Source organism: Lichenicoccus roseus (genome assembly GCF_005844085.1).
Lineage (GTDB): Bacteria > Pseudomonadota > Alphaproteobacteria > Acetobacterales > Acetobacteraceae > Lichenicoccus > Lichenicoccus roseus.
Genome location: NZ_VCDI01000006.1, coordinates 193402 through 215147, shown reverse-complemented (window position 1 = coordinate 215147; position 21746 = coordinate 193402). Strand labels below are relative to the sequence as shown.

Genomic DNA, 21746 nt, shown 5'->3' with positions numbered 1-21746 from the left:
AGCTGATCGCCTCCTGTCCGGACTGTGGTCAGCGGTTTGGCTGGGGGAATTCTGACCTGCGACGATGCTCCTGCGGTACCGACATATCCCGGTGGAAGTCACCGTCTGGTGACCCTGCGGCAGCCCGCTGGATCGGCGGCGCCTTCTTTCGAAATGGATCGCCGCCTCCGAAACTTCTCGATGGAGTGCAGCTCGTCCCGGCCGTCACCGCCGTAGCGCTGCTTGAGGCCGCGTTTCGGAGCAGACTCGTGCGGGATCTGGCCGATCCTCTTGGTCTTCAGGACGATATAGGGCAGGCGTTCGCCTACCGGGCATTCGACAGCGATACGCGGCGGTTCCACCAAGCGTTGATGCATGTTGAGGACAAACCCTCCGGCAAACCGTTCCGCATCGCGAGAAACGGCCTAATACGGTTGTCCATTTTGTGCGCCAGGACCTCAGGGCTGGAGGGCGTCAGAAGCGTGGTCGATGCACATCTGAAGATACCCGTGCCGGGGCGGGGGATATCGGAGTAGGGCACAATCGTCTGTTTTAACGGGTCGCTCCAAAAAGCCGATGGTATTTATGAGTCGTGGTCGACCGCTTTTATCTGTCACGACCTTGATCAAGCCATTGTTTTGGATCGCAACTCTCCGACATGCTTATCTGTCGCGTGACAGGGAGTTGCCGCCTCCACGACGGGTTCAGCCCGGGATCAGCACCGTGCTGCCGGTGGTTGCACGGGATTCCATCGCGCGATGAGCCTCTGCTGCTTCCTGCAGGGCGAATTGCTGGCCGACCGTGATCTTGACCGCGCCGGTGCGCACCATCTCGAACAGCTCGGCGGCGGATGATTCCAGCGCCTGTCGCGTGGCGATGAAGCTCATCAGCGTAGGCCGGGTGACATAGAGGCTACCGCGCGACGAGAGCTGGCTCAGATTGACGCCGGTCACTTCACCCGACGCGTTGCCGAAGCTCACCATCAGCCCGCGGGGGGCAAGGCAATCCAGGCTGGCGATGAAGCTGTCCTTGCCGACGCTGTCATAGACGACCGGCACCATGGCGCCATCGGTGATGTGCTTCACCTGCGCTGCGAGATCGTGCAGCCCGACGATGGCAGCGACGGCGCCATTAGCGCGTGCGACCTCCGCCTTCTCCGGCGTCGACACCACGCCGATCACCCGGGCGCCAAGATGCGACGCCCACTGGCACATCAGCAGCCCGATACCACCCGCCGCCGCATGCACGAGGATGGTATCGCCCGCCTGCAACGGCCTGACCTGACGCAGCAGCGCCTGTACGGTGAGGCCGCGCAGCATCATCCCGGCTGCGGTCGTGAAGTCGATGCTGTCGGGCAGCTTCACGAGGCGGTCCACCGCGACCACGCGCCGTGTCGCATAGCTGCCGAAGCTCGAAGAGTAGGCAACACGGTCGCCCGGCGCGAGGCTGGTCACCCCCGGGCCGACCGCCTCGACAACACCGGCACCCTCCATGCCGAGCACTGCCGGAAAGCCCGGGACCTTGTAGACGCCGGTGCGGTAATAGATGTCGATATAGTTGAGGCCGACCGCGTGCTGCAGGATGAGCGCCTCGCCGGGACCTGGTTCCGGGGCCGGGACATCCTCCCATTGCAGGACCTCGGGACCACCATATTCGTGAATGCGGATAGCCTTGGACATTATGGGTTCCTCTCGAGGTCGATCAGGAAACGCGCGGTGTCGGCAGTGCCCTCGGGAATGAAGGCTCGAGGCCGTCGGGGCCCGACAAGGCGGTGGCTCGGGATCAGGATAGGCAGCGGGTTCAGCGAACGCGCCCTGCCAAGCGCCCGCGGGTCGATGCCGCAGCGTGATCCGAGCTCGAGGCAGGTGCAGGTCGATCCAAATGCAACGGATCCGAAGGCTCGCCACGCCGCGCGCTGGAACGCGCTGCCCTGTGGCGCGAGCGGAAGGTCGAATTCGCGCAACTCGCGATCGAAATAGGCGTGCAGCTGCTCCCTGGCACGGCGAAGGAGATCCGTCTGTTGTTGATCGCCACCCCAACCCCAATCGAGCGCCACCAAGCCTTCATCTTCCTCCGACACGGTCAGGCTACCAAAAGGCCCATGCAGTGAAAGTTGCGGCAAAAATCGTATCCCGGTGCTTGCTCTCGCTTATAGCGCATCGTGATCGGGGCAGGCGTCCGATCAGGGCAGACACGATATCGCCATGACGATCGCGCTTCACCTGGAACAGAACCGATGACGCACCAGCGCACCGTCTTCGCCCTGTCGACCGGGTCCGGGCGTGCCGCCATCGCGATCATGCGCCTGACCGGTCCAGACTGTGGGCGACTTCTTGACGTGCTGTGTCGCGGGCGGCGGCCGGCGCCAAGGCAGGCTTCGCTGCGCAACCTGGGTGCCGGCGAGCTTCTGGATCGCAGCCTGGTGCTGTGGTTCCCGGCCCCGAACAGCTACACCGGCGAGGACTGCGCCGAGCTGCATCTGCATGCCGGGCCGGCCGTGGTGGAAGCGGTGGCCGACAGCCTGATCGGCCTCGGCGCGAGCCCGGCGGAGCCCGGCGAGTTCACCCGGCGTGCCTTCGCGAATGGCCGACTCGATCTGCTGGAAGCCGAGGGCATCGCCGATCTCGTCGAGGCGGAGACACAGGCCCAGCGGCGGCAGGCCCTGCGCCAGAGTGGCGGGGCCCTGAGCGAACTATACGACGGCTGGGCACGGAGACTACGGCAGTTGCTGGCGCAGCAGGAGGCGCTGATCGATTTCCCGGACGAGGATTTGCCGCAGGAGGTCGAGGAAGCGCTGATAAATGGGGTGGTCGGCCTGCGGATCGAAATGCAGACGCATCTCGCCAGCGGCGATGCCGGCGAACGACTGCGCAGCGGGCTCGTTTTCGCGATCGTCGGCGCGCCCAATGTCGGCAAGTCGAGTCTGCTCAACCTCCTGGCGCGGCGGGAGGCCGCCATCGTGTCCGCCATTGCCGGCACCACCCGCGATGCGCTCGAGGTACGCGTGGTGCTTGGCAGTGTTCCGGTCACGCTGGTCGATACCGCAGGGCTGCGCGAGACCATCGATCCGGTGGAAGCCGAAGGGGTGCGCCGCGCACGACATCATGCCGGCCGGGCCGATGTCGTGGTGCATGTGGTCGAGGCGGGGACTGCGGAGCCCGTGCTACCGGCGACCGGTGAGGCTCGGGTCATCACGGTCTACAACAAGACCGACCGTTATCCCGCGCCCGAGGGGCGGATCGGGGTGAGCGCGACAACCGGGGACGGCATGGAGGCGCTGCAGAACACGCTTGTTGCCGCCGCCGCCGAGTTGACGAGCCTTACCGCCGGTGTTCCGCTCACACGCGCGCGGCACCGGGCCGGTATCACCGAGGCGGTGGCGCATCTGGAAGGCGCCGGGAGCGCCATCTGGCCGGAGCTACGTGGCGAGGAATTGAGACTTGCCATGCGCGCACTGGGACGTCTGACCGGAGCCGTCCATGTCGAGGATCTGCTAGACAGCATCTTCGGACAATTCTGCATCGGCAAGTAGGACCACGTTGTGAGCGATCTGGACCGGAAGTACGACGTGATCGTCGTGGGCGGCGGGCATGCCGGCTGCGAGGCAGCCGCTGCAGCGGCTCGGGCCGGAGCGCGGACGTTGCTGCTGACCCACCGCCTCGACACGGTCGGGACAATGTCATGCAACCCGGCAATCGGTGGTATCGGCAAGGGCCATCTGGTGCGCGAGATCGATGCGCTCGACGGCCTGATGGGACGGGCGGCGGACGCAGCCGGGATCCATTTCAAGTTGCTGAACCGCTCGAAGGGTCCTGCGGTGCAGGGACCGCGCGCGCAGGCCGATCGCTCGATCTACCGTAATGCGATCCAGTGCCTGCTGGTCGAGACCCCGGGCCTGGAGATGCGGCAGGGCGCGGTCGACGATCTGCGCTTCGACGCAGGTGGGCGGCTGTGCGGCGTGGTGTGTGCGGATGGTCGAGAGGTGCTGGCCGGAGCGGTGGTGCTGACAGCGGGCACCTTCCTGCGCGGCATGGTGCATTTCGGCCTGACCGCCAGTCCGGCGGGACGGATCGGCGAGGCGCCGGCCGCGAAGCTGGGTGCCAGGCTAGAGGAACTTGCATTGCCGATGGGGCGGCTCAAGACCGGCACGCCGCCGCGGCTCGCGCGTGACAGCATTGCCTGGGAGCGGCTGGCGGAGGATCCGGGCGATGTTCATCCCGAGCCGTTCAGTCGGATGACCGCCGCAATCACCGGGCCGCAGTTGAACTGCGGCGTCACCGCAACCAACCAGGCGACACACGACGTGATACGCGAGAACCTGCATCGTTCGGCGGTCTATGGAGGTGCGCTGGCCGGGCGTGGGCCGCGCTACTGCCCATCCATCGAGGACAAGGTGGTGCGCTTCAGCGAGCGCGCCAGCCACCAGATCTTCCTCGAGCCGGAAGCGCTTCCGGGCAATCCGGGATGCGATCTGGTGTATCCGAACGGCATCTCGACCAGCCTGCCGCTCGATGTGCAGGAGCGGCTGGTCGCCACCATAGCGGGTCTGGAGCAAGCCCGCATCGTCCAGGCCGGCTATGCGGTCGAGTATGACTTTGTCGACCCGCGGGCATTGTTGCCGAGCCTGGAGCTGAAGGCGATCCGCGGGTTGTTCCTGGCCGGACAGATCAACGGCACCACCGGATATGAGGAGGCCGCGGCGCAGGGACTTGTGGCCGGGATGAACGCGGCGCGCTTCGCCTCAGGCTTGGACGGAGTAACCATCGATCGCGGTTCGGCCTATATCGGCGTCATGATCGACGACCTCACGACGCAGGGGGTCAGTGAGCCGTACCGGATGTTCACCTCGCGGGCCGAGTATCGGCTGACGCTGCGGGCAGATAATGCGGACCTCCGGCTGACCGGGCCTGGAGTGGACTGGGGTGTCGTAGGCTCGGCCCGCGCCGCCCGATTTGCGGCAGACGAGTACCAGATTACCCAGGCGATGGAACGCGCTTCGAGTGAGACATACGACACCCGCGCATTGCGTGAAGCAGGGCTTGCGGCACCTGCCGACGGCAGGCGGAAGCGGTTGATCGAGTTGCTGGCGACAAGCGGGATCGATGAGGCCTCCGTAGCGTCGCTTGCACCGTGGTTTGTCGACATGCCCCAGCGTGTCCGTCGCCATGTCGAAGTCGAGGCGCGTTATAGCGGCTACCTCGGCCGCCAGTCGCGCGAGATCAGGCAGCTTGCGATGGAGACCGCGATCGGCCTGTCTCCGGATCTCGACTACAACGCAATCGGCGGGCTCAGCACGGAGATGCGCGAACGTCTCGCTTCAGCGAAGCCGGCCAGCTTCAGCGCCGCACAGCGCGTCCCGGGCGTCACACCCTCCGCCCTTGTGGCACTGCTTGGACATATCCAGCAGGCAGAACGTGTTTCCTGAGCCTGTGGATAGTTTCACGTGAAACAGCAGACTTCCCGGGATCCCGACAGCATTCCCGACGACATCAAGGTCAGGTTGAAGGCGTTCCAGGAGATCCTGATGCGTTGGAACAGCCGGATCAACCTGGTCGCGGCCCGGGATACCGCGCAAATCTGGGACCGGCATGTCCTGGACAGCCTGCAGCTCCATAGCCTCCTCTCCAGTCGGGAGACCATCATCGATCTTGGCAGCGGCGGCGGGTTTCCGGGCCTCATCCTGGCGATCTGCGGGAGCGAGGACGTCACGCTCGTGGAGTCCGACAGCCGCAAATGCAGCTTCTTGCGAGAGGCTGCGCGTGCTGCGGAGACGACGGTCAGGATCGTCAACGCCCGTATCGAAGACGTACGCCTTGCCCCTGCAGATGTCGTTACTGCCCGGGCCCTTGCGGCGCTCCCGCAACTGCTGGACTGGGCAGAGCCGTTGCTGCTGCCGCACGGGCGGTGCCTGTTCCTGAAAGGCCGGAAGGCCGACGAGGAATTGACCGCGGCGCGATCGCGGTGGCACATGATGATTACGCGGACACCGAGTCGCACCGATCCGGATGGCGTGATCCTGGGCCTGAGCCAGATCAAGCGCGTGTCGCCATTGAACTGCTAGCGGCGAGGCTCCCATTCCCCACATCATCGCGATTGCCAACCAGAAGGGCGGCGTCGGCAAGACCACCACGGCCATCAACCTGGCCACCTCTCTCGCCGCAACCGGGTTGCGCGTGCTCCTGATCGACCTCGACCCGCAAGGCAATGCATCCACCGGCTTAGGGCTTGAGCATGGCGCCCGCAGGACAGGCAGCTATGCCATGCTGGCAGACCATCAGCCTCTGCTGAGCCTGGTGCGCGAGACGATGGTGGAGCGGCTGTCCCTGCTGCCGGCGGACACCGAGCTGGCGGGTGCCGAGATCGAACTGGTCACCTACGACCGCCGCGAGTTCCTGTTGCGCGAGGCCCTCTCCGGCGACAAGTCCGATGGCCTGCCATACGACTTCATCCTGATCGATTGCCCGCCCAGCCTCGGCCTGCTCACCCTGAATGCCCTGGTAGCCGCCGACGCGGTGCTGGTGCCGCTCCAATGCGAGTTCTTCGCACTCGAAGGCGTCAGTCATCTGGTCCGCACCATCGAGCGCGTGCGCCGCGCCTTCAACCCGCAACTTCATCTCCAGGGGCTGGTGCTGACCATGTTCGACCGGCGCAACAATCTTTCCGAGCTGGTGGCGGAAGATGCACGCGGCTTCTTCGGCGCGCAGGTGTTCGAGACTCTGATCCCGCGCAACATCCGCATCTCCGAGGCGCAGAGCCACGGCAAACCGGCGTCGCTCTACGACCCCAAATCTGCAGGCTCCCTGGCCTACGCAAAGCTCGCCGACGAACTGGTGGGCCGGCTGCGTCCCGCGACAGGCAAGGGGACTGCTCAATGAGCCGGCGCAAGGAACCACCGCCGTCACGCCTTGGCCGCGGTCTCGCGGCACTGCTGGGCGATGCGCCGCCGGCGCTCAGCCAGGCTGCTACGGCTGAGTCGTCGATCCACCGTCTGCCGATCGAGGCGCTGCAGGCAGGACCTTTTCAGCCACGGCAATCCATGGCGCCGGAAGCGCTCGCCGAACTGGCGGACTCGATCCGCTCGCGTGGCATCCTGCAGCCGATCCTCGCACGTCCAGATCCGGCCCATGAGGGTGTCTACCAGATCATCGCCGGTGAGCGCCGTTGGCGGGCCGCCCAGTTGGCCGGGTTGCACGACGTGCCGGTTCACATCCGCGCGCTTGACGATAGCGATGCGATGGCAGCGGCCCTGGTCGAGAACCTGCAAAGACAGGACCTCAACCCGATCGAGGAGGCCGACGGGCTGCAGCGCCTGATCGGTGAATTCGGCCTGTCGCATGACGAGTTGGCCGGTGCCATCGGCAAGTCGCGCAGCCATGTCGCCAACACGGTGCGCCTGCTGCAACTGCCGCAGACGGTGCGCCGGGAAGTCGAGAATGGGGCGCTCTCCGCAGGCCATGCACGTGCCCTGCTTGGGCATCCGGATCCCGCCAGGGCCGCCCTGAAGGTCATCGCGCAGCGCCTCACCGTGCGGCAGACCGAAGCGCTGGCGCAGGGGGAGCACAACGCCCAGCGCTTTGCGCCGGGTCGTTCGACCGAGGCCGATGCGGCCCCGCGCAAGGACCCTGAGATCGCAGCGCTGGAACGCAGCCTGCGCGACAAGCTCGGGCTTCGCGTGCAGATCAGTTTCGACGGCAAGGGCGGCCAGCTGCGGATCAACTACGAGAATCTCGATCAACTGGACGGTGTGCTCGCCTTGCTGAACCAGTAGCGGTTTCACACCCCTGTATGGGTCGAGTGCCCCCACCGACCACGCGCATTACGCTCTTGCGCCGGACGCGACACTGCCCTACTTCCCCTGCCACCGGCGCGCTGCTAGAAGCACGCCTCCCGCCGGCATCGTGGGCGCATAGCTCAGTTGGTAGAGCAGCTGACTCTTAATCAGCGGGTCGTAGGTTCGAATCCTACTGCGCCCACCACGATGCAACCAAAAACTACAGGTTGATGGATTTGGCGCGCCTAGAATGGCTGCACGATCGCCATGATGACGATCACCAGCATCAGGATCGTCGGGACCTCATTCGCCACCCTGAAGAATTTCTCCGGCCTTGCGTTCCGATCGAGCGCGAAGTCTCGCCGCCATCCTGCGCAGGCGCCGTGGAAGCCTGCCATCAGCAAGGCGCTGATCAGCTTCACCCACCACCAGCCGGCATGCCAATCGACCGCCCCCGGCGTGAGCACCAGCAGGATCCCGAACCCGAAGGACGCGATCATCGCCGGGTTCATGATACCCCGCAGCAGGCGCCGCTCCATGGTCTTGAACAGCTCGCTCTGAGGCGATCCCGCCGGTGCCTGGCAGTGATAGACGAACAGCCGCGGCAGGTAGAACAGGCCTGCCATCCAGGCGATCACCGACACCACGTGCAGCGACTTCTCCCAGAGCAGGTATGGTCCAAGCGCCTCGATCATGCCGCATCCACCGCCATCGCCCGCATCAGCAACGGCTCCAGCTCATCCAGATGCACGATACGGCGAATTGCCGGCCCCGCGCCCGGCGCCGGTATCACCAATTCGCCATCCCGCCGGAGCACGACGCAGGCCATCCCGGCGGCGCTGGCTGCGGCGACACCGGTATCGGAATCCTCCACCACCAGACAGCTCGCCGGTTCGACGCCCTCGGCCGCCGCCGCCGCCAGGAACAGGTCCGGCGACGGCTTCGGCCGGCCGACATCATTGGCACTGTGCAGTCGACCCGCCAGGCGCTCGTAGAGGCCGGTGCGGCGGAACTTGATCGCCATCTCCTCATGCGACGAGTTCGACGCCACCCGCAGGAGCAGCCCTAGCCGCACCACCGCATCGAGCATCGCCCGTGCTCCCGGGATCAGGCTCGCCTCCCGCTCGAGCATGGCGAGCAGGGAGCGTTTCATCTGCTGCGGCCAGTCCTCAGGCAGCACGATCTTCTCCGTCTCGGTAACTTCGCGCGCAATCATGAACAGCGCCTTGCCGGCGTATCGATGCTGCACCGCCTGGTCGGAAAGGGTCGATCCCCTTGCCCTCAGATCCGCCGCGACCAGCCGGTTCGAAGGCGGTTCGCTGTCGATCAGAACCCCGTCGCAATCGAAGATGACCAGGCGCAACGGCGCGGCAGTCAGCCGGCCATCAGTCACGCCGCACCGCTTCCACCAGGGCTGCAACATGCTCGGGCGGTGTCTGCGGCAGCACCCCATGGCCAAGATTGAAGACATGCGGCCGGCCGCGGACGGCCGTACGGATCGACTGCACCGCGTCCGCCAGCGCCTCGCCGCCTGCCAGCAGCGCCAGCGGATCGAGGTTGCCCTGCGTTGTGAATGATGCAGGCAGCAGCCCTCTCGCCACATCCAGATCCACACCGGTATCGAGACCGATCCCCTGGATGCCGGTGAGGGACGCATAGCGGCCGATCGAGACGCCACCGAGGCGCGGGAAACCGACGATGGGCACCCCCGGGTGCCGGGCGCGCACCGAAGCCACGATCGCCCGCGCCGGCTCGATCACGTGACGGGCGAATTGTCCCGGCGGCAGCAGGCCGGACCAGCTGTCGAAAAGCATGACGGCCTCGGCGCCGGCCTCGATCTGTGCGCACAGCATGTCGGCGGTGGTTTCGGTCAACAACGCCATCAGGCGGTCGAACAGAAGTGGCGTGTCGTAGGCCATAAGCCGGGTATGCGCGAACTCGCGTGAGCCGCCGCCGTCGACCATGTAGCAGGCCACCGTGAAGGGTGCGCCGGCGAAACCGATGAGCGTGGTGGCGCCACCGGGGAAGCCAGCGATCCCGGCCGGGTCATCGAGCGCCGCCCGCAATCGCCGCAACGTCTCCATCACCGGCGCAGTCCGCTCGGGGATACGAGCCCGGTCGAGACGATCGAGGTCCGCTTCGGTGCGGATCGGCTCGAGCACCGGGCCGGCGCCGTCGACGAATTGCAAGCTCTGGCCCATTGCCCAGGGCAGGATCAGGATGTCGCTGAACAGGATGGCGCCATCCATGCCGAAGCGACGGATCGGCTGCAAGGTCAGTTCGGTGGCGATATCAGGCGTCATGCAGCGGGTGATGAAATCCGCCTGCGCTCGCATGGCGCGGAACTCCGGCAGGTAGCGTCCGGCCTGTCGCATCAGCCAGACCGGCGGCGGCCAGACGGCTTCACCGCCGAGCGCACGCAGCAATCGCTTGGTGGTCATAATCCGTCACTCGCCCCCACAACCATGTCTCTCCTCTAAACAGGAAAGAAGAAGAAAGAAATGGAGTGGTAGGTGTAGATCCCTGTGGAAGACGGGGTACCCGTGTTTCGTAAAACGTACCCCGTCTTTCCCACAGGGTGTACAGTTCGGCGACCCTTGCAGGGTCAGCAAAATCGCAGAGTATCCGGAAACTGTCGACAGCAGGCTGTGTACAACCCCCCGTACCGCCCCGACACCGTTTCATGAACACGACTCGGTACTAACGGTGGCGCGCTGCTTTTCATCCCCAAGTACCCCGATATGCTCGACTGCATGACGCAGCTCGATTCTTCGCCAGTACTTGCCGCCGACTCCCTGCAGAACGCTAGCCGGGGCCTGGTGCTGGCCAGCGGATCGGCGACACGTGCGGCGCTGTTGGAGCATGCCGGTATTGTCGCCGAGATCTTGGTGCCGGAGGTCGACGAGGCCAGCATCAAGCGAAGGTGCCGCGCCGACGGCTGCGCGCCTGAGGCGACCGCCCTCGCCCTCGCCAGCGCCAAGGCGATCGGCGTCGCGCCGCTGCGACCTGGCGCGCTGATCATCGGCGCCGACCAGATCATGATCTGTGGCGACCGCTGGTTCGACAAGCCGACCAATCGGGGCGATGCCCGCGCGCACCTGCAGGCGCTACGCGGGCGCGCCCATGTCCTGCACAGCGCCGTCTGCCTCGTCAGGGACGGCAAGCAGGTCTGGCAGCACGTGGTGCAGCCGGTGATGACGATGCGGAACTTCTCGGACCAGTTCCTCGAGGCCTACCTTGCCCTGGAGGGCGATCGGCTGCTGTCCAGCGTGGGCGCCTATCGCCTGGAAGGCCTCGGGATCAACCTGTTCGAGCGCATCGAGGGCGAGCACGAAGCCATCCTGGGCATGCCGATGCTCGCCCTGCTGGAATGCCTGCGCAGCCTCGGGCTGATGCTGTCCTGATGGGACTTGCCACCCGGCGAGGCGCGGACTATATCGCGCCACCCAGCCAACTTCCCCTGCGGAAGGCTGACCGGCACGATCGGGGCCATAGCTCAGCTGGGAGAGCGCCTGAATGGCATTCAGGAGGTCGGCGGTTCGATCCCGCCTGGCTCCACCATCGGCAAGCCGGCTGAGGTGCGCGGAAAACAGAGGCGATCGCGATCCCGTCATTCCGTGACACTTCCGTGATCTGCCGCTAAGATCGATGCGGCGGTGAAACGGGCCGGCCAGCGTGGGGAGTGATCGTCATCAAGGCGAACGGGGCTGCTCCAGCTGCATCGGTTGCGGCAGAGACGATGCTTCGGCGCTTCCGGCAGCGTCACCAGAGCAATGACCCATTGGCTGACTGGCAGCGCGCGGATCCCGCCGCACGACCGGCGGCGGCCTTTCTCGCAATCGCGCTTGGTCCCGCCGTGCTGGACATGCTCGACGTCAAGGCCGCCTTCGAAATGGCCAACGGTGCGGAGGCATACGGGTTGAAGCTGCAGGAGACCATTCCCGGCCGGGAGCAGTCCCCGGTCGGTGCAGCGATCTCGGTCGTACTTGCAACGCTGACCGACTGGTACATCAAGAACAAATCCCCCGCGGTCAGCTCCGAGCTGGGAGGCGCCCGCTCCACTGCGCCGGTTGTGGTAGCGGACATCTTTCGCGACAAGTGGAGCCGGGTGCGCGGCGGCTTTCCGCAATTCGATCCGGTCAGCGCGGCGCTCTGCATGCAATCCGTCAGCGATCTGGGAAAGGCCGGGTTGGAGCGTAGCGACGAGCCCGAGCTGCTGCTGGTCGGGGCATGCCGCTTCGTTGCCTGGAGCGTCTCGGCTCGCAAGATGACGATCAAGCCGGCTCCGCCGGAGCAGTCGGCACGGACGCTCATGCTGGCGCAGGACTGGTGGTGGCAGCGGCATCTGCTGGCGTTCGATGTCGGCTATACCGGCCCGCTTGGCGCGCCCTGGGCGCAGGCGCTGAGCGTCGCGCAGGATGCCGCCGCCTGCAGTCGCGTAGCGCTGGCACAACTCGATGCACGCACCCGGGACGGTATCGAACTCTGGGAACACGCCGCCATGCGGCACGCCTACGCCGCCGTTTCGCTGCGGCCGGATGCGCTCTCCGAACTGAGCGTCGATCTGGCCCGGGAAATCGCCCGACGCGTTATCACCTTTGCACTGGCTACTGAAACCGGTGCGGTCTGGGCCGTTCTGCCGCGGCTACCTCCGGGACTCGGCGAGAATCAGCCTCGTATGGTTGCCGCCGGCATGCAGCGCCTCGCACGAGCCTGAACCCGGGATGGGCAGGGTGGCCGGCCTCTCTGCCCTGCTGTAGAGGTCCCATCCTTGGAAAGAGCGATCTGGATGAAGGGTCCGTCATGAGCGGTAAGGGTCAGTCGTTTGTCGTAATCGCGATGCTCGAAGTGGCAGTCGAGCACAAAGCCGAGTTTCTCGAGATGTGCCGCCTCGACAGCGTCGGCTCAACCACCAGTGAGCCAGGCTGCCGCCAGTTCGACCTGCTGACGTCGGACGAAGCACCGGACGAAGTCGTCCTGTTCGAAGTCTATGACGACAAGTCGGCCTTCGATCATCACCTCACCACGCCGCACTACAAGACGTTCGCGGCGGCTGTGGAGAGGCTCGGGGTCAAGGAGCGCCGGGTTCGGTTCCTGAACCGCCACAACCTGTGAAGCCTGCCTGACCAGATGGCAAAGCACCGCGCGGCCGAAGCGGCGGAAATCATCACGCGGCCTTCACCCTGGCTCGACATGGTGGTGATCTGTCGCAAATGCAGCCGCAAGCTGAAGGGCGGCTATGGTGACAAGGGGCGTGACGAACTACGTCACGCATTGCAGGATGGGCTGCGTGCCGTCGGGCGTCGCCGTCAGACGCGGATCGTCGAGACCGGCTGCTTCGGGATCTGTCCAAAGGGAGCAGTCGTGGCGATCCGTGGTTCGGAGCCGCAGCGCATCCTGATCGTGCCGAAGCGCCAGCCGACCGAAGCGCTGCTGATGGCCCTCGGCTTCACGCAGTCGAAGCCGGGGTGAAGCCGAACAACTCGCCATAGAAGGCGAACTCGAGCGCAAGCAGGCGGCGCATGCTGTCGGCACGCCGAAAGCCGTGACCTTCACCCTCGAACTCGTGCAGGGCATGTGGAATACCACGTTCCCGCATCGCCTGGGCCATCATCCGGGCCTGGGCGATCGGCACCACCCTGTCCTCGGTGCCGTGGAAGAAGATCACCGGGCAGCCGAGCCGGTCCAGATGGTTGATCGGCGATCGGGCCTCGTAGGTCGCGGCTGCCTCCGGCAGTGGGCCGACGAGCCGGTCGAGATAGTGCGCCTCGAACTTGTGGGTGTCCCGGGCAAGGCTCGCAAGGTCGCCGATGCCGTAGATACAGGTGCCAGCGCCGAACCGCCGTGACTGCGTGAGGGCTGCCAGAACGGTGAAGCCGCCGGCACTGCTGCCGCGTATCGCGATACGCTCGGCATCGACGCGGCCGGCCGTCACCAATGCGTCGCAGGCGGCGACGCAGTCATCGACATCGGCCACCCCCCAGGCGCCATCCAGTGCCTCGCGATAGGCCCGACCGAACCCCGTCGAGCCGCAGTAGTTGACGTCGAGCACGGCGATGCCGCGGCTGGTCCACCATTGCACCCGCAACGAGAGCGCATCGCTGGTCATGCCGGTGGGGCCGCCATGGACGATCACCATCAGAGGCGGCCGCTCGTCATCCGGAACCCGGAAGCGGCTGTTCGCGGGCGGATAGAAGAAGGCGTGACCCGTCCCACCGCCTGCCCCCGGGTAATGCAGCACCTCCGCCACGGAGACATCGGCTTCGTCGACCGCCAGCTCATGGGCCTGCGCCAGGCTGTGTCCCGGCCCCACCATCGGGCCGCGCATCACCGCTGCCGGATCGGTCGCACCGGCACCGACCCAGCCTAGTGCGATGGCGCCGGATCCGGCGACCAGCACTGTCGGACACTCGACGACAGCCCCGATCGGCAGGGCGTCCGCAGTCCCGCCAGCCAGCCGGAACGCTCCACAGCGTCCATCCTCGATCACGGCGGCAATAAGGCTGCCGTCCGGCAGGAACCCGTAGGACCGCTGCCCGAAGATCCATGGTGGAACCCCGATCTCGCGTCGCATCGGACACACCGCGACCAGACCTTCGGCCTCGGCGCGGTAGATGTTCCACCAGCCAGTCCGGTCCGAGCAGGCATGCAGCACGCCGTCCGGAGAGAACAGCGGCTGCAGCAGCGCCTCGGCCCGGTCGGCACCGGCGACACAGTGCCGTTCGACCAGCGTCCTGACACCCGCGTCCCGGGCAAGCACCGCCGTTCGCAGTCGCGTCCGCTCCCAGGGCATGAAGGGGTGGTCCCACTCGATCCAGGCCAGACGCTGTCCATCCGGGGACAGGCGCGGGCTGGAGAGGAAATCCGGCCCCTCGACCAGGATTTCGCCCTCGGGCGCGGGGCAGCCGGCACGGTCGAGCGATAGCAGCACGATGGTGGCGAGCGGATGTCCGTCGCCGCCGCGATGATCCTCCCGAACGGCAACCAGGTCGTGCCCGTCCGGGGTGAATTGCAGGTCGGCGTAGCGCAGGCCGCTGGCCGCCACCAGGCATCGGGGTGGCTGGTCGGGCTCCAGCAGCCAGACCGCGCCATCGGTCCGCCGGCTGAAGGCAATCCGGCCGTCCTGCACGGCATAGGCGCCGCCGCCATACTCGTGCACCCTCGACCCGATGTCGAATTCGTCCGGCGTCACGTCCTGCGCCGCGACCTCGCCTGCCTCGCAACGGCACAGGACGGTGCGACCCTGGTCCGGACGGCTTTCCAGCCAGTACAGGGTGCTTTCATCGGCGCGCAGCGACGACAGGCCACGTAACGTTCCGGCGACGGTCTCGAGCCTGAACGGCGACGTCCAGCTTCCGCACGCCGCCGGCTGCCGGAGACCGGCCGTTGCGTCGATACCGGAATTGCTCATCGATCGTCTCCAGCCGCACCGGCGGCATCGGTCGCCACGCCGTGCTTGACATGCCGCCGCGCAGGCGTTTCCTGCAACAGCGCGACGGGTTGGCTGTCGTTCGTCGGGCGGGATCGATGTTTCTTCTCCACCATCTCGATCACCTGCTGCAGCATTACGGCTACGGCATCATCGGCCTGATCGTCATGCTGGAAAGCATGGGTGCGCCACTGCCGGGCGAAAGCCTGATCATCGGCACCGCGATCTACTGCGCCACCACGCACCGGCTGGACATCGTGTGGGTCGTCGTCACCGCGATTGTCGGCGCCATCATGGGCGATAATTTCGGCTACCTGATCGGGCACTCGCTGGGCTTCCGGGCGCTGGCCCGTTTCGGCAGGCATGTCGGCCTGACCGACCAGCGGCTGAAGCTCGGGCGCTACCTGTTCCGCGTCCATGGCGGCAAGGTGGTGTTCTTCGGCCGCTTCATCGCCATCCTGCGGACCTTCGCGGCCCTGCTCGCCGGCGCCAACCGGATGCCCTGGCACAGCTTCCTGATCTGGAACGCCCTCGGCGGCATCGGCTGGGCTGGCGGCTACGGCTTTGCCGCCTACTTCCTCGGCAAGGAGGCGGAACGCATCTCCGGACCTCTCGGCATCGCCGTGGGCGTCGTGGCCGCGATCGTCGTCGTCGGTGCGCTGGTCTTCCTCAAGCGCAACGAAGCCCGCCTGACCCATGATGCCGAGCAGGCGGCGAACGCCCAGGAAGCCTGACATGCAGCCGGAGGCCGGACGGCGCCCGCTGAGCGGCGCCGCCCTGCGCGAGGCAAATCTGCAGTTCTACGAAATCCTGTGGTCGGGGGCGCGGCTGGTCCCGCCCGAGCGCTTCAACTCCTGGCGGCTGGTGCGCGATCTCGCCGCCCGCCACGTCCGCCGTCTGGAGGTCGCTCCCGGTTTGCGGCCACGCCTGCCGATCCCCGGGACCAGCTTCGTCGATCTCAGCCTGGCGCCGCTTCGCCCCCTGCGCGCGGCCGGAGGCCTGGTGATACGCGGCCTGGTCACCGACCTGCCGCTGGCGACCGCTGCCTTCGACCTGGTATGCGCCCTCGACATCGTCGAGCACGTGGACGACGACATTGCCGCATTCTCGGAACTATCCCGCGTCAGCGCCCCGGGTGCGACCTTGCTGTTGTCCGTGCCGCTGCATCCCGAGGCCTGGACGGCGTTCGACGACATGGTCGGCCACCATCGGCGCTATGAACCGGCGCAACTGCTGGCCCGGCTCGCCGAGGCCGGCTTCCAGCTCCGGCGGAGCGCGATCTTCGGGATGCAGCCGCGCAACCAGCGGCTCGTCGATTTCGGCATGCGCTACCTGGAGCGCCATCGCTCGCGCGCGATGTGGTGGTACAACCGGGTCTTCATGCCGCTCGGACTGCGGTTCGCCCGGCCCTTGCAGGTTGTCGAGGGCCTGGTCGGCCTGGCCGGGGTCGATACCGTCCTGCTGGTCTGCGAGAAGCGGACCACCGCTCTCTAGTGTGACCGCAGACCCTCGACCGGCGACGCGTGCAGGCAGATCAGGCCATCCCGGCTCTGCAGGATCGGCATCTCGAAGCCGGCCTGTACGAGTTCGCGGCTGGCGCTGCCGATGAAGTCGCGCTCACCGCCAGGGTTTGCCATGACGATGCGGCCGTGCCGCTCCAGCGCCCGTGCTGCCTGCCGGGCAACCCGGCCCAGCGTGATCAGCGTCACATGCGGCACCAGCACCAGGTCGGCGCTGTTGATTTCGCAACTGGCATCCGGCAGCCGTGCCTCGGCCTTGCGGCACTCCGTATGCATCAGTGCGCAGAGGGTCTCCGAGGGCGCCGCGCCCAGGACGAGGACGCGGAGCCCATCCAGACCCGCATTCTCGCCGAGCAGGGCCGTCGAACTCGATTTCGATTCCAGGATCGCGCGCGCGTAACGCAGTCGACGATCACGTAAAGTCTCGCCCATCTTGTTTCTCCACCGCGGCTTCCATGTCCGCGACAGAGAAAAACTAGATCCTGGCACGATAAAGGATCGATGCGGAATTCGGACTACCGCGTAAAGGCCGGCTAAATCCTAGCTGGCCTTGGCAAGCTCCGCCTGCAGTTCCGGCAGCGCCGCGAAGAGATCCGCCACGAGCCCATAATCCGCAACCTGGAAGATCGGCGCCTCCGCATCCTTGTTGATGGCGACGATGACCTTGCTGTCCTTCATGCCGGCCAGATGCTGGATCGCGCCCGAGATGCCGATTGCCACATACAGGTCCGGCGCCACGATCTTGCCGGTCTGGCCGACCTGGTAGTCGTTCGGCACGTACCCTGCATCCACCGCCGCACGCGACGCCCCGATCGCGGCGCCCAGCGCATCCGCGATCGGCTCGATCAGCTTGAAGTTCTCACCATTCTGCATGCCACGGCCGCCGGAGATGACCACCCGTGCCGACGCCAGATCCGGCCGATCGGATGTCGACAACTCGGTCGACACGAAGCGGGAGACCGCAGGCGTCGCCTCGCCCGCCTCCACCTCCTCGATAGTGGCGCTGCCACCCTCTGCGGCGGCGGCGTCGAAATTCGCGGCGCGAACGGTGATCAGTTTTCTGGCGTCGGTCGAGCGCACCGTGGCCAGCGCGTTGCCGGCGTAGATCGGTCGCACGAAGGTCTCGGCATCGACCACAGCGACGATCTCGCTGATCGGCTGCACGTCGAGCAACGCCGCCGCGCGTGGAATCACGTTCTTGCCGGTGGCGGTCGCGGCCGCGAGGACATGGTCGTAGGCGGGTGCCAGACGCACGAGCAGGGCTGCAAGCGGCTCGGCCAGCGCCTTGTCGTAGATCTCCGCATCGGCGCGCAGTACCTTGGCGACACCAGCGATCCTCGTGGCGGCCTCCGCCACGGCGCCGATTGCGGCGCCGGTTACCAGCACATGCACCTCGCCCAGTGCGGCGGCGGCGGTGACGGCGGAACGTGCGGCCGGTGTGATGCGGCCATCCGCATGGTCGAGCAGGACGAGAGCGGTCATGGTCAGATCACCTTTGCTTCGGCGCGAAGCTTGGCCACCAACTCGGCGACCGATCCCACCTTGACGCCGGACTGGCGCACCGGCGGTTCTGCCACCCTCAGCGTGGTCAGGCGAGGTGTCACATCGACGCCGAGGTCCCCCGGCGCGATTGTCTCCAGGGGCTTCTTGCGCGCCTTCATGATGTTCGGAAGCGAGGCATAGCGCGGCTCGTTGAGGCGCAGATCGGCGGTGATGATGGCGGGTAGCGTGAGGGCCACCGTCTCGAGCCCGCCATCCACCTCGCGAGTGACGGTCGCCACACCGTCGGACAGCTCGACCTTGCTGGCGAACGTGCCTTGCGCCCAGCCGAGCAACCCCGCCAGCATCTGCCCGGTTGCATTCATGTCGTCGTCGATCGCCTGCTTGCCCATGATCACCATGCCGGGCTGCTCGCGATCAACCAATGCGCGCAGCAGCTTGGCAACCGCAAGCGGCTCCGGGCTTTCCTCGGTCAGCACCAGCACGGCGCGGTCGGCGCCCATCGCGAGCGCCGTGCGAAGCGTCTCCTGGCATTGCTGCACGCCGATCGAGACTGCCACTATCTCAGTGGCGGCACCCTTCTCCTTGAGACGCACCGCCTCCTCGACGGCAATCTCGTCGAACGGGTTCATCGACATCTTGACGCCCGCCGTCTCGACGCCGGAGCCGTCGGCTTTGACCCGCACCTTCACGTTGTAGTCGACGACGCGCTTGACGGGGACGAGGAGTTTCATGAGCTCGTATTCGCTTTCGGGTAAATCTACATGCCGCCAGGATAATTCGGACCGCCGCCGCCCTCCGGCGTGGCCCAGTCGATATTCTGCGTCGGGTCCTTGATGTCGCAGGTCTTGCAGTGCACGCAGTTCTGCGCGTTGATCTGCAGCCGCGGACCGTTCGCGTCGCCGGCTTCGGTATCCACCGCCTCATACACCGCAGCCGGGCAGTAGCGGCTCTCCGGCGAACGGTAGAGGTCCCAGTTCACGCTCCGCCAGCGCTGTGGATCGCGCAGCCGCAGATGCACCGGCTGGTTTTCCTCGTGGTTGGTATTGGAGAGATAGACCGAGGACAGCCGGTCGAAGGTGAGCTTGTTGTCCGGCCTCGGATACGCGATCGGCGGCGAGCCTGCTGCGCTGTCGAGCACTTCGTTGTCGGCATGCCGGTGCCGCATCGTCCAGGGCGCGCGGCCGCGCAGCACCATGGCGTCGAAACCCGAATAGAGCGCGCCGCCCAACGTGCCGAACTTTGCGAACGAAGGCCGTACGTTGCGGACGTCTCGCAGCTCGGTCCACAGCCACGACTGCCGCACGCGCCTGGTGTAGGAGCGCGGCTCGGCCGGACGGCCATTGGCGAGCGCGTCGGCCACCGCCTCGGCGGCCAGCATGCCGGATTTCATCGCGGTATGGGTGCCCTTGATCTTTGGCACGTTGAGGAAGCCGGCGCTGTCGCCGAGCAGCGCCCCACCCGGGAAGCTGAGCCGAGGCACTGATTGCAGGCCGCCCTCGGACAACGCGCGCGCGCCGTAGGAGAGCCGCTTGCCGCCCTCGAGATGCTGCCGCACCGACGGATGCGTCTTCAGGCGCTGCATCTCGTCGAACGGCGACAGCCAGGTGTTGGCGTAGTCGAGCCCGACCACGAAGCCATACGACACCAGGTTCTCGCCGAAATGATACAGCCAGGAGCCGCCATAGGTGGCGCGGTCCAGCGGCCAGCCGAAGCTGTGCTGCACCAGGCCGGGCCGGTGCTTCGACGCCGGGATCTCCCAGAGCTCCTTGATGCCAAGCCCATAGGTCTGCGGATCTACGCCCTGCCGCAGGTCGAACCGCGCCATCAGTTGCTTGGCGAGCGAGCCGCGGCAGCCTTCGCCGAACAGGGTGTAGGTGGCACGCAGCTCCATCCCCGGCGCGAAGTTCGGGCCACGCTCCCCCTCACGGGTGACGCCCATGTCGCCGGTGGCGACGCCGGCAATGCGGCCATCCTCGTCCAGCAATTCAGCGGCGGCGAAGCCGGGATAGATCTCGACGCCCAGCGCTTCGGCCTGTCCGCCCAGCCACCGGCAAACCTCGCCCAGGCTGACGATGTAGTTGCCGTGGTTGCTCATGTGCGGCATCACCGTGCCGAGCATCGGCACCCGATACGAGCGGGTCTCGGTGAGGAACAGCATGCGGTCCTCGGTCGCCGGCGTATTCAGAGGCGCGCCGCGCTTACGCCAGTCCGGGATCAGCTCGTCCAGCGCGCGGGTCTCGATCACCGCCCCGGACAGGATATGCGCGCCGACCTCCGAGCCCTTCTCCACCACGCAGACGGTGGCGTCCGGCGCCAGTTGTTTCAGGCGGATTGCAGCTGCAAGCCCGGCGGGACCGGCCCCCACCACCACGACATCGAACTCCATCGCCTCACGCTCGGACACAGCCGACATTCTCCCTCGCTGCGTCCCCGCCTGATACGGGCGCAGTCATGGTCATCGGTCCAGGGTATAGCCGGTTCCCGACCCGGCTCAAGTCGACTGCTTTCGGCATGCTTCCCTGGGGACAGGCTAGCCTTGCAGGCCTGGAGAGGGTGGGTGGATGGCAGGCGCGGACGAGAGCATTCCGTTCACGATGCAGGCCGCGCTTCGCCTGCTGACGGTGGACGAGGCGGCCGCGTCGGGAACGGCCGATCCGGCGGACGAGCCGGCCATGATACGCTTCCCGGTCACCGTCAACGTGATCGTCCCGACGCATCTGCTGTATCCGCCCGAACTGGCGACCCATCGTGACCGGGAGCACCAGCCCGCCGTGACAGATCCGCGGGCCAGGCGAAGGCACACACGGTTTCGCTCTCGTCCACGTGGCGCGGTGGGGGTCGCCGCGCACTTCCGCCTGACGGACGACCCGGAGCCGGCCGGCTAGTACGTCGCGTTCGGCAGGGCGGGCCGGAGGGCATGCAGGTGCGCGGGCCGCTACCTGTCTGCACGGCGTCTGGCGTCACGATCCTCGCATAGCGATCAGACATTGGCCTGTTCGTCAGACGGCGGCTCATCGTCAGGCTTGTAGTAGTAGGCCGCGCATTCGTCAGCGAGCACGCCGCCGGTTGCCGACATGTCGTCACGGAACGCGTCGTGCAGGATGTCCATGACGCCCAGATGGCGATCCTCGAAATACATCCGGTGCACGTCCTGCCGGCGCGCGCCGTAGACGATGTGGGTGATGCTGGTCCAGATGCTGGCCATGCTGCACATCCCGCACGGCTGCAACGTCGAATAGAGCGTAGCGCCCCGCAGGTTGTCTTGCCCGAGGCTTTCGCAGGCTCGTCGTATGGCGACCACCTCCGCGTGCGCCGTAGGGTCGTGGCGCAGGCCGACCTCGTTATGCGCCTCGCCGACGATCCGGCCATCGAGCACGATCACGCACCCGATCGGCGAACTGCCCGGCGCACCCTGTCCCGCTTCGGCAAGCGCCAGGGCGCGACGCATGTAGGCAATGCTGGTCTCGTCGTCGGTCATGGCGCCTCAGCGCCCGAGCGGTCCGGCGGTTCGGGCAACTGCCGGGTGGCCCCACTGTTTGTGAAG

General features: G+C 66.5%; 24 protein-coding genes and 2 tRNA genes. 14 read left to right on the top strand and 12 right to left on the bottom strand.

The window, feature by feature from the left end; all coding sequences use genetic code 11:
* Positions 1–98 precede the first annotated feature (98 nt).
* The 3 genes from FE263_RS22600 to FE263_RS16840 all read right to left on the bottom strand — a co-directional run bounded on the left by FE263_RS22600 (position 99) and on the right by FE263_RS16840 (position 2101).
* Positions 99–344 (bottom strand): hypothetical protein, encoded by a 246-nt coding sequence (locus tag FE263_RS22600; RefSeq protein ID WP_240759816.1) that lies wholly within the window; start codon positions 342–344, stop codon positions 99–101.
* 339 nt (positions 345–683) lie between these two features.
* Positions 684–1658 (bottom strand): quinone oxidoreductase family protein, encoded by a 975-nt coding sequence (locus FE263_RS16845; RefSeq protein WP_138327180.1) that lies wholly within the window; start codon positions 1656–1658, stop codon positions 684–686.
* On the bottom strand, positions 1658–2101 hold the full coding sequence (locus FE263_RS16840; protein ID WP_171034156.1) for a methylated-DNA--[protein]-cysteine S-methyltransferase: 444 nt from the start codon (positions 2099–2101) through the stop codon (positions 1658–1660). The genes FE263_RS16845 and FE263_RS16840 overlap by 1 nt, the downstream gene beginning before the upstream one ends.
* Positions 2102–2215: 114 nt before the next feature.
* On the opposite strand from FE263_RS16840, the gene mnmE reads away from it, so the two are divergent.
* The 6 genes from mnmE (at position 2216) to FE263_RS16810 (ending at position 7955) form a co-directional block, all read left to right on the top strand.
* On the top strand, positions 2216–3511 hold the full coding sequence (gene mnmE, locus FE263_RS16835; RefSeq protein ID WP_138327178.1) for a tRNA uridine-5-carboxymethylaminomethyl(34) synthesis GTPase MnmE: 1296 nt from the start codon (positions 2216–2218) through the stop codon (positions 3509–3511).
* 18 nt (positions 3512–3529) lie between these two features.
* On the top strand, positions 3530–5404 hold the full coding sequence (mnmG, locus tag FE263_RS16830) for a tRNA uridine-5-carboxymethylaminomethyl(34) synthesis enzyme MnmG (protein WP_138327252.1): 1875 nt from the start codon (positions 3530–3532) through the stop codon (positions 5402–5404).
* An 18-nt stretch (positions 5405–5422) separates the two neighbouring features.
* The gene (gene rsmG / locus FE263_RS16825; RefSeq protein WP_276611218.1) at positions 5423–6040 is read left to right on the top strand and encodes a 16S rRNA (guanine(527)-N(7))-methyltransferase RsmG; all 618 of its coding nucleotides are present in this window, start codon (positions 5423–5425) and stop codon (positions 6038–6040) included.
* Between the two features lie 13 nt (positions 6041–6053).
* Complete coding sequence (locus FE263_RS16820; RefSeq protein ID WP_138327177.1) at positions 6054–6854, top strand: ParA family protein; 801 nt, start codon at positions 6054–6056, stop codon at positions 6852–6854.
* Positions 6851–7747, top strand: a complete 897-nt coding sequence (locus FE263_RS16815; protein ID WP_138327176.1) for a ParB/RepB/Spo0J family partition protein — start codon at positions 6851–6853, stop codon at positions 7745–7747. Before FE263_RS16820 ends, FE263_RS16815 begins: the two co-directional genes overlap by 4 nt.
* Before the next feature lie 132 nt (positions 7748–7879).
* A tRNA-Lys gene (locus tag FE263_RS16810) sits at positions 7880–7955 on the top strand.
* Between the two features lie 40 nt (positions 7956–7995).
* On the opposite strand, the gene hemJ is transcribed toward FE263_RS16810, so the two are convergent.
* Genes hemJ through hemE form a run of 3 tightly spaced genes read right to left on the bottom strand, consistent with a single transcriptional unit; the run spans position 7996 to position 10191 of the window.
* On the bottom strand, positions 7996–8445 hold the full coding sequence (gene hemJ, locus FE263_RS16805) for a protoporphyrinogen oxidase HemJ (RefSeq protein WP_138327175.1): 450 nt from the start codon (positions 8443–8445) through the stop codon (positions 7996–7998).
* Positions 8442–9143 (bottom strand): HAD family hydrolase, encoded by a 702-nt coding sequence (locus FE263_RS16800; RefSeq protein ID WP_240759808.1) that lies wholly within the window; start codon positions 9141–9143, stop codon positions 8442–8444. Before FE263_RS16800 ends, hemJ begins: the two co-directional genes overlap by 4 nt.
* A complete protein-coding gene (gene hemE / locus FE263_RS16795; protein WP_138327173.1) occupies positions 9136–10191 on the bottom strand; it encodes a uroporphyrinogen decarboxylase in 1056 nt (351 codons plus the stop codon). The genes FE263_RS16800 and hemE overlap by 8 nt, the downstream gene beginning before the upstream one ends.
* A gap of 312 nt (positions 10192–10503) precedes the next feature.
* Between hemE and FE263_RS16790 the strand changes: the two genes are divergently transcribed.
* The 5 genes from FE263_RS16790 to FE263_RS16770 all read left to right on the top strand — a co-directional run bounded on the left by FE263_RS16790 (position 10504) and on the right by FE263_RS16770 (position 13222).
* Complete coding sequence (locus FE263_RS16790) at positions 10504–11154, top strand: Maf family protein (protein ID WP_138327172.1); 651 nt, start codon at positions 10504–10506, stop codon at positions 11152–11154.
* An 81-nt stretch (positions 11155–11235) separates the two neighbouring features.
* Positions 11236–11311 (top strand) — tRNA-Ala (locus FE263_RS16785).
* A 121-nt stretch (positions 11312–11432) separates the two neighbouring features.
* Positions 11433–12467, top strand: a complete 1035-nt coding sequence (locus tag FE263_RS16780) for a hypothetical protein (protein WP_138327171.1) — start codon at positions 11433–11435, stop codon at positions 12465–12467.
* A gap of 86 nt (positions 12468–12553) precedes the next feature.
* Positions 12554–12865, top strand: a complete 312-nt coding sequence (locus FE263_RS16775) for a putative quinol monooxygenase (RefSeq protein ID WP_240759806.1) — start codon at positions 12554–12556, stop codon at positions 12863–12865.
* Positions 12866–12880: 15 nt separating this feature from the next.
* Positions 12881–13222 carry a (2Fe-2S) ferredoxin domain-containing protein gene (locus tag FE263_RS16770; protein ID WP_138327170.1) on the top strand — a complete coding sequence of 114 codons (342 nt, stop codon included), beginning with the start codon at positions 12881–12883 and terminating at the stop codon, positions 13220–13222.
* On the opposite strand, the gene FE263_RS16765 is transcribed toward FE263_RS16770, so the two are convergent.
* Positions 13200–15161, bottom strand: a complete 1962-nt coding sequence (locus FE263_RS16765; RefSeq protein ID WP_138327169.1) for a S9 family peptidase — start codon at positions 15159–15161, stop codon at positions 13200–13202. The genes FE263_RS16770 and FE263_RS16765 overlap by 23 nt on opposite strands.
* Positions 15162–15277: 116 nt before the next feature.
* Between FE263_RS16765 and FE263_RS16760 the strand changes: the two genes are divergently transcribed.
* Both FE263_RS16760 and FE263_RS16755 read left to right on the top strand, forming a co-directional pair.
* Positions 15278–15913 carry a DedA family protein gene (locus FE263_RS16760; RefSeq protein WP_171034155.1) on the top strand — a complete coding sequence of 212 codons (636 nt, stop codon included), beginning with the start codon at positions 15278–15280 and terminating at the stop codon, positions 15911–15913.
* Between the two features lies 1 nt (position 15914).
* A complete protein-coding gene (locus FE263_RS16755; RefSeq protein WP_138327168.1) occupies positions 15915–16673 on the top strand; it encodes a class I SAM-dependent methyltransferase in 759 nt (252 codons plus the stop codon).
* On the opposite strand, the gene FE263_RS16750 is transcribed toward FE263_RS16755, so the two are convergent.
* From FE263_RS16750 to FE263_RS16735, 4 genes are all read right to left on the bottom strand, one after another.
* Positions 16670–17131, bottom strand: coding sequence for a hypothetical protein (locus tag FE263_RS16750; protein ID WP_138327167.1), 462 nt, complete (start codon positions 17129–17131; stop codon positions 16670–16672). The two genes, FE263_RS16755 and FE263_RS16750, sit on opposite strands and share 4 nt — an antisense overlap.
* Positions 17132–17239: 108 nt before the next feature.
* Positions 17240–18181 (bottom strand): FAD-binding protein, encoded by a 942-nt coding sequence (locus tag FE263_RS16745; protein WP_138327166.1) that lies wholly within the window; start codon positions 18179–18181, stop codon positions 17240–17242.
* 2 nt (positions 18182–18183) lie between these two features.
* Positions 18184–18933: an electron transfer flavoprotein subunit beta/FixA family protein gene (locus FE263_RS16740; RefSeq protein WP_138327165.1), complete on the bottom strand. Its 750-nt coding sequence runs from the start codon at positions 18931–18933 to the stop codon at positions 18184–18186.
* 26 nt (positions 18934–18959) lie between these two features.
* The gene (locus tag FE263_RS16735) at positions 18960–20588 is read right to left on the bottom strand and encodes an electron transfer flavoprotein-ubiquinone oxidoreductase (RefSeq protein WP_138327248.1); all 1629 of its coding nucleotides are present in this window, start codon (positions 20586–20588) and stop codon (positions 18960–18962) included.
* A gap of 175 nt (positions 20589–20763) precedes the next feature.
* Here FE263_RS16735 and FE263_RS16730 point away from each other — a divergent pair, with 175 nt between their 5' ends.
* Positions 20764–21087 (top strand): hypothetical protein, encoded by a 324-nt coding sequence (locus FE263_RS16730; protein WP_138327164.1) that lies wholly within the window; start codon positions 20764–20766, stop codon positions 21085–21087.
* Positions 21088–21182: 95 nt separating this feature from the next.
* Here the strand turns inward: FE263_RS16730 and FE263_RS16725 are convergent, their stop codons facing one another.
* A complete protein-coding gene (locus FE263_RS16725; protein ID WP_138327163.1) occupies positions 21183–21680 on the bottom strand; it encodes a nucleoside deaminase in 498 nt (165 codons plus the stop codon).
* Positions 21681–21746: the final 66 nt, after the last annotated feature.

Coding starts and splice junctions, on each gene's coding strand:
- FE263_RS16755 (WP_138327168.1), top strand. CDS start 15,915: ATGCAGCCGGAGGCCGGACGGCGCCCGCTGAGCGGCGCCGCCCTGCGC.
- FE263_RS16730 (WP_138327164.1), top strand. CDS start 20,764: ATGGCAGGCGCGGACGAGAGCATTCCGTTCACGATGCAGGCCGCGCTT.
- FE263_RS16790 (WP_138327172.1), top strand. CDS start 10,504: ATGACGCAGCTCGATTCTTCGCCAGTACTTGCCGCCGACTCCCTGCAG.
- FE263_RS16725 (WP_138327163.1), bottom strand. CDS start 21,680: ATGACCGACGACGAGACCAGCATTGCCTACATGCGTCGCGCCCTGGCG.
- mnmE (WP_138327178.1), top strand. CDS start 2,216: ATGACGCACCAGCGCACCGTCTTCGCCCTGTCGACCGGGTCCGGGCGT.
- FE263_RS16740 (WP_138327165.1), bottom strand. CDS start 18,933: ATGAAACTCCTCGTCCCCGTCAAGCGCGTCGTCGACTACAACGTGAAG.
- FE263_RS16770 (WP_138327170.1), top strand. CDS start 12,881: ATGGCAAAGCACCGCGCGGCCGAAGCGGCGGAAATCATCACGCGGCCT.
- hemE (WP_138327173.1), bottom strand. CDS start 10,191: ATGACCACCAAGCGATTGCTGCGTGCGCTCGGCGGTGAAGCCGTCTGG.
- FE263_RS16775 (WP_240759806.1), top strand. CDS start 12,554: ATGAGCGGTAAGGGTCAGTCGTTTGTCGTAATCGCGATGCTCGAAGTG.
- FE263_RS16845 (WP_138327180.1), bottom strand. CDS start 1,658: ATGTCCAAGGCTATCCGCATTCACGAATATGGTGGTCCCGAGGTCCTG.
- FE263_RS16815 (WP_138327176.1), top strand. CDS start 6,851: ATGAGCCGGCGCAAGGAACCACCGCCGTCACGCCTTGGCCGCGGTCTC.
- FE263_RS16750 (WP_138327167.1), bottom strand. CDS start 17,131: ATGGGCGAGACTTTACGTGATCGTCGACTGCGTTACGCGCGCGCGATC.
- FE263_RS16760 (WP_171034155.1), top strand. CDS start 15,278: ATGTTTCTTCTCCACCATCTCGATCACCTGCTGCAGCATTACGGCTAC.
- FE263_RS16745 (WP_138327166.1), bottom strand. CDS start 18,181: ATGACCGCTCTCGTCCTGCTCGACCATGCGGATGGCCGCATCACACCG.
- FE263_RS16765 (WP_138327169.1), bottom strand. CDS start 15,161: ATGAGCAATTCCGGTATCGACGCAACGGCCGGTCTCCGGCAGCCGGCG.
- FE263_RS16735 (WP_138327248.1), bottom strand. CDS start 20,588: ATGGAGTTCGATGTCGTGGTGGTGGGGGCCGGTCCCGCCGGGCTTGCA.
- hemJ (WP_138327175.1), bottom strand. CDS start 8,445: ATGATCGAGGCGCTTGGACCATACCTGCTCTGGGAGAAGTCGCTGCAC.